This window comes from Microbacterium indicum DSM 19969, assembly GCF_000422385.1.
GTDB classification, from domain to species: domain Bacteria; phylum Actinomycetota; class Actinomycetes; order Actinomycetales; family Microbacteriaceae; genus Microbacterium; species Microbacterium indicum.
On record NZ_AULR01000027.1, the window covers coordinates 1 to 4,811 of the forward strand.

At 59.1% G+C, this 4,811-nt stretch carries 4 protein-coding genes; all 4 read right to left on the reverse strand.

The genetic code is table 11. The features are described 5' to 3' along the window. Positions 1-171 precede the first annotated feature (171 nt). On the reverse strand, positions 172-735 hold the full coding sequence (locus H576_RS15765; protein ID WP_211215817.1) for a Pr6Pr family membrane protein: 564 nt from the start codon (positions 733-735) through the stop codon (positions 172-174). 80 nt (positions 736-815) lie between these two features. Continuing rightward, entirely contained in the window at positions 816-1,184 is a 369-nt protein-coding gene (locus H576_RS0112290) for a hypothetical protein (protein WP_156888227.1), read from the reverse strand. Between the two features lie 14 nt (positions 1,185-1,198). After that, positions 1,199-3,448, reverse strand: coding sequence for a glycoside hydrolase domain-containing protein (locus H576_RS15770; RefSeq protein WP_051172745.1), 2,250 nt, complete (start codon positions 3,446-3,448; stop codon positions 1,199-1,201). Positions 3,449-3,483: 35 nt separating this feature from the next. Continuing rightward, positions 3,484-4,470, reverse strand: coding sequence for a hypothetical protein (locus H576_RS16790; protein WP_156888228.1), 987 nt, complete (start codon positions 4,468-4,470; stop codon positions 3,484-3,486). Positions 4,471-4,811 lie beyond the last annotated feature (341 nt).

The window sequence follows — 4,811 nt, forward strand, 5'->3', positions numbered from 1 at the left end:
ACCAATCCGACCGGCCGAAGTGTCACCACCAAGACCCTGAGAAGCGTCACCGATGTCCTGATGCAGAACTGTCACCGAAGTCCTGCGAGATGACACGTCTCTGGCCAAGATCGGAACGAAACCCAGGCCGATTCAACTCGAGGCCGGCGGCCTCAGACCGCTGCTACACCCTCAAACACGATGAGGCCCTTTGCATACGCGCGATAACACCCACACCAGAGAACCAGCGATCAACAGGAGCCCCACAAGCCCCGCAGTTGTCAGCACGAGTGCGAGGATGCCGCGGTCGGGAAGCAGAAACCCGTAGGGCACCCAACCGTCAAGGGTGCCGCGAAGGAGAACGACGGCCATCCACACCAATGGGTATGGAAATACCCACCACAGTTGTGACCAAGCCGGGCGCAAGCGATCAGATATCAAAATCCAATCGAGAACGACAGTGGTTGGATACACGAAGTGCAGAAGGACGCTCACCCATGGCGGGGCTGAGCCGGTACCGGGAACGAAACCGTTGTAAACGACCGCGACAAGAAGCAGGCAGGTGGTGGCTACCGCGCGGGCCAGCACCAGCGGGTACGGGGATGAACGTCCTGCGAGGGCGATAGCGCCGGTGACGATGAACGTCAGCGCCGCGAGAAGGCTTGTGAGGTTCGTGAAGTAGCCGAAATAGTTGAAGAGGTTGTGGCCTTGACCACTCCAGTCGACGAAGAAGCCCACGGCGAGGGTCGACAGCACTAGACTAGCTGCGAAGATCCGAACGATCGCCGTCGTGGTAGTCCACCTGGATGGTACGCGCGTTGCCATAACGGTGACCCTCAATAAAGGGCCCATTCATACTGTGCGGGGAGAACGATACCCGCGACGGAGAGGGCACTGCCCACCAGGATGATGCTGAGCAGTATCGCGAAGATGCCCACCCAGTGAGTGCGCCGAAAACGTCGCTGCGTGCTCCGGCCGGTAACGATGAGGATGACCAGAGAGATCACCCACCCCAGCAACAGCAGGCATCCGAACGCGGTAGTGATGGAGCCTTCCAATGGCTCCCAGAAGTACGCGACATCGAACCCGGAAGTTGTCAAGATGACGCCCGCTAGGTTGAATTCCGCGGCCGCCAATACGCCCATCACGGCGCCGATCGAAGCGATCAGAACCACCGCGACCGTTCGCTTTGTGCCCTGTTCCATGTAGTCTCTCGCGTTTAGAACATTTGATGCCACCGGTGGATTGTGTAGTATAAGGCCATCCTTCGGCGACCGTAGATCAACGCGGATGTACCCGGCCCGTCATACCACGAACCATTATAGCCGACGCACATGGCCATGACCTGACTCGGGTTCATGGTGCGAAGGTCGGTCGGTTCGACACCTGCGCCCTTGAATGCTTCGGCCATCATGTTCAAGGCCGCCAACTGGATTGCCGCTTCCTCGCTGGTGTGCACCGTTTGCCACATCTCCCAGATGTCGCGCCAGTTGTCGGGGTCGTACGTCCGCGACGTGACGAGCCCTTTCTCGACACCCCAGTTGTTTGCCCTGATAGCGGTTCGCGCGAACATTTGGGCGGGACCCGTGGAGCTGTCGTCGCGGGCGCCAGGAGGGGCGCTGCCGGTCCGTTCCATTGAAGCGTAATACGCGATGACCGCCGCGTCGGCGGCGTCATCATCAAAGCGGATGACCATGCCCTCCCAAATAAGAGGCGTCATGATGAGCGCCTTCGGGACCTTTAGGGTGGTCGCTACCTGAGTGATGTACTCGTCGTGTTCCTGTATGCGATTCTTGACGTTGTCCCTATTGCGCGGCATGAGTAGCTGTTGACCTAGGGAGTCTTCGTGTTCGTAGCATTCCCGGAACCATTCCTCCTCGAACGCAGCGAATTGAGATGATGGGATTTGCGGGTCGGGCGTGGATCTTAGTTCTGCGGTGATCGAACCGATCCCGCCGTCTCGACCGGAGACGACGTTCTTGTCGATCTGGATCCTTCCACCGTCCGATCCGAGCCATAAGGTCTGAATTTGGTCGAACGCCCAGCTTTCCGGTAGTGGCTGGCCAAGGTTCCCTGCATATCCGGTCGACATGTCGGAGACAAAGCTACTTTCCGCGAGCCCGGCCGCGACAACAGCCCGACACACATCGCGTGGTCCGTAGATGCCGATCCGGTAGTTACGCCCCGTTCTTCCCAATCGTTGTTGAACGCCCTGGAAATACGGGATAACCGATTCGGTGACCTGGTAGGGTAGCGCGTCGAAGTCGACGGAGAAGTAGATGGTTGAGTTGCTAGGGATTCGATACGCCCATGCAGCGATGCCGGCTTCCTCCCCAACTTCCTCTCCACGTTTGTACGTGAAATGCTCGATACTGCTGCCACCCGTTTGGAACAGCGGGAACACGCGGCCACCCGCTCCGAAAATTCGCTCGAGCTCACCCTGTTTTATACACTTGTCGAGTTCTTGGTCGGGAGTGTTCGTCAAGTAGCGTCCGAAATGCGTATATCCCGCGTTTCGAAGCGTTGCGAGCCGTTCGGCATTGATCGTCATGACGCAATCTGCGCCCGTACCCGCCCGGTCAGGATCGCCAGTGCTCACCAGTAAGGAAGCCCAGGTTTGCAGGTTCGCCGTTCCTGTCGTGGGGAGTGCGACGAAGGTTCGGAATGCTCTCGTGTAGCCGGCGGTCGCGCTCGTATAGGTGGAGCTAAAAGTTGCCGGATAGCCGTTGACTCTTAGTGCAAAATTGAAGATCTGCACGAAGCGCTTCGCGTTATCGGTCGATCCGACCACAAGGTTCGCCTGTTCCTGGAGTCCCGCTTTCGTACCCGGACCGAGATTTCCATTGGCGACATCATCATCCATTCCGATTTCGTACTGGATAGCGAACATCAGCGCTCGGTGGGTATCGCGCAGGAAGTAGCCATCTGTGGAGATGAGGTAGAAATTGCGCCTATTGAGATAGCGCGCGTTCATCATCTGCTGCCCTGCCCGGATGACCGTGTCGCCGCCTGAAAGTAAGCGTGCCGCGTCCATGGTGAGCAAGAACTTTACGAGCTTAGGAGGCACGACCGCGGGGTTTCCGGGCAAACCGAGGTCCTGGCGAAGGGTAGATACAGCGAGCTCCATCGTGGGGCTCCACTGTCCGGTGAGGTCGCCGTTTCCGGCGTTGTATCCCTTGCAGTAAAACGCGCCCTGAATGATCTTCACGATGTTCGACGGGGCGGTCGAGGTGTTGGGAAATGTAGACGAGATCGTCCCGTAGTTTGTGAGGGCGGCGAGGGTTGCGGGTCCGAAGCTGTCGGCGAGCGTGGTCAGGCCCAACTCGAACTGAAGGGCCCGCGTCAGCGCGTACACAGTTTGCCATCCGGTCTGGCCGTCCACGAGGACACGTGGAAAGTCCAGTCCTGTTCGGTCCGCATACGTCGTGTTGTACCAGAGCTGCGTCGCCTCAACCCAGGGGTCACCCATTGATTCTCGTCCTTCGTTTGTCGATGCTGTTGTCGTCAGCCAGCGCTCGGCGCGGACAGATAGGTGCTGAGTTGGGAGCCTGCGTCAGTCACCGGGTAGGAAACGTATCTGCCCGTGGCGCGCATCCCGACTTCTTCTGTAACGGTTTCGAGTCGCACGTAGGGCACGAAGTCAGTAAAGGCAGCTGGGACTGAGTCGGAGCCATCGACAGGGAACAGAATCTCGACTTCCTTACCCGCATCAAGCACGTCCGATGTGACGATGGTGATCTCGGTGATTCCCCCGGAGGAACGTTCTTCTATGCTCGCAGGAGCATGCTCCGCACCCTCTGGAAGACTGACGGTCGGCATAGCCAGCACATCTGCGTACGCAGCGACGAACGTGAGTCCGTTCGGCGCAGAGTTGGGTCCAACGTTTTTCACTGTGATTCGCGACGGGACCACGTCCGTCCCGCGTGCCACCCAGTCGACCACTGCCTCGATCCCCCAAGGTGCTGACGGGGTTACGATCGGGTCCACAGTGAGCAGGTCCGCCGTGTTCCCGCGATTATCCAACAACGTCACTTGCGCGGGGATGACAGCGTTCAGGTTCTCGTTCGGGTAGTTATTGATCGACTCCACCCGCAGCACGATTTCACCGACACCCGGATCTACATCGACAGTCAGACGCCCTGACTCTTCCTGCACGATCGTGATCTCCCGTGCGCTTTCGCCGATGATGCCGATCGCGGGGCTATGCACGATGAACAGACGAGGGTCCCATGTGGCGTGCAGAGACAGTGGGTGATCTCTGTCAGCTAGCACGATCGCCACAGGGAAGCGAGCTACAAACTCGTTCTCCCAGGTCGAGTCGTAGTATTTGGCCTCAGCGAATGAGGAAGCACCGATGACAGCGGTCGGTTCGTCCGCACGTGCAGTCGCCGTCGCTAGGCGAGGCGGTCCGAAGGGACCCACCAAGGCATAGGCAGTGGCTAAGACCGCGCCTTGTATGACGGTTCTGCGGGAGGCAACGATCTTGATCATCGATTCGACCGAGGTTTCGTTCCTGTCGGGTTCCCTGCCCGGCGGTCGCCGGGAGGCCTGGTTCGAGATCAGCTTAGTGCGCGTTGTCGATCTCGATCGGGGTGCGCGTGCCGAGTTTGTCGTGGAGGTGTTGATGGTTCCACCGCCGCACCCATTCGAGTGTCGCGAGGTCGACCGGGTCTGCTGTAGGAACAGGTGACATCTGAGCTGTGGTGCTGTGAGGCATCGCTGGAAGGATGGACCTCGTGCCTAGGGTGTGTCTGACAATTGTTTGGTCCAGGCGATGACGGCGTTGAGGATCACGGCGGCGCGGTAGATGATCGCGTGCTTGTCGTAGCGGG

Bases quoted from the DNA above. Each gene is read 5' to 3' on its own strand.
- H576_RS0112290 (WP_156888227.1), bottom strand. From the start codon at position 1,184: ATGGAACAGGGCACAAAGCGAACGGTCGCGGTGGTTCTGATCGCTTCG.
- H576_RS15770 (WP_051172745.1), bottom strand. From the start codon at position 3,448: ATGGGTGACCCCTGGGTTGAGGCGACGCAGCTCTGGTACAACACGACG.
- H576_RS16790 (WP_156888228.1), bottom strand. From the start codon at position 4,470: ATGATCAAGATCGTTGCCTCCCGCAGAACCGTCATACAAGGCGCGGTC.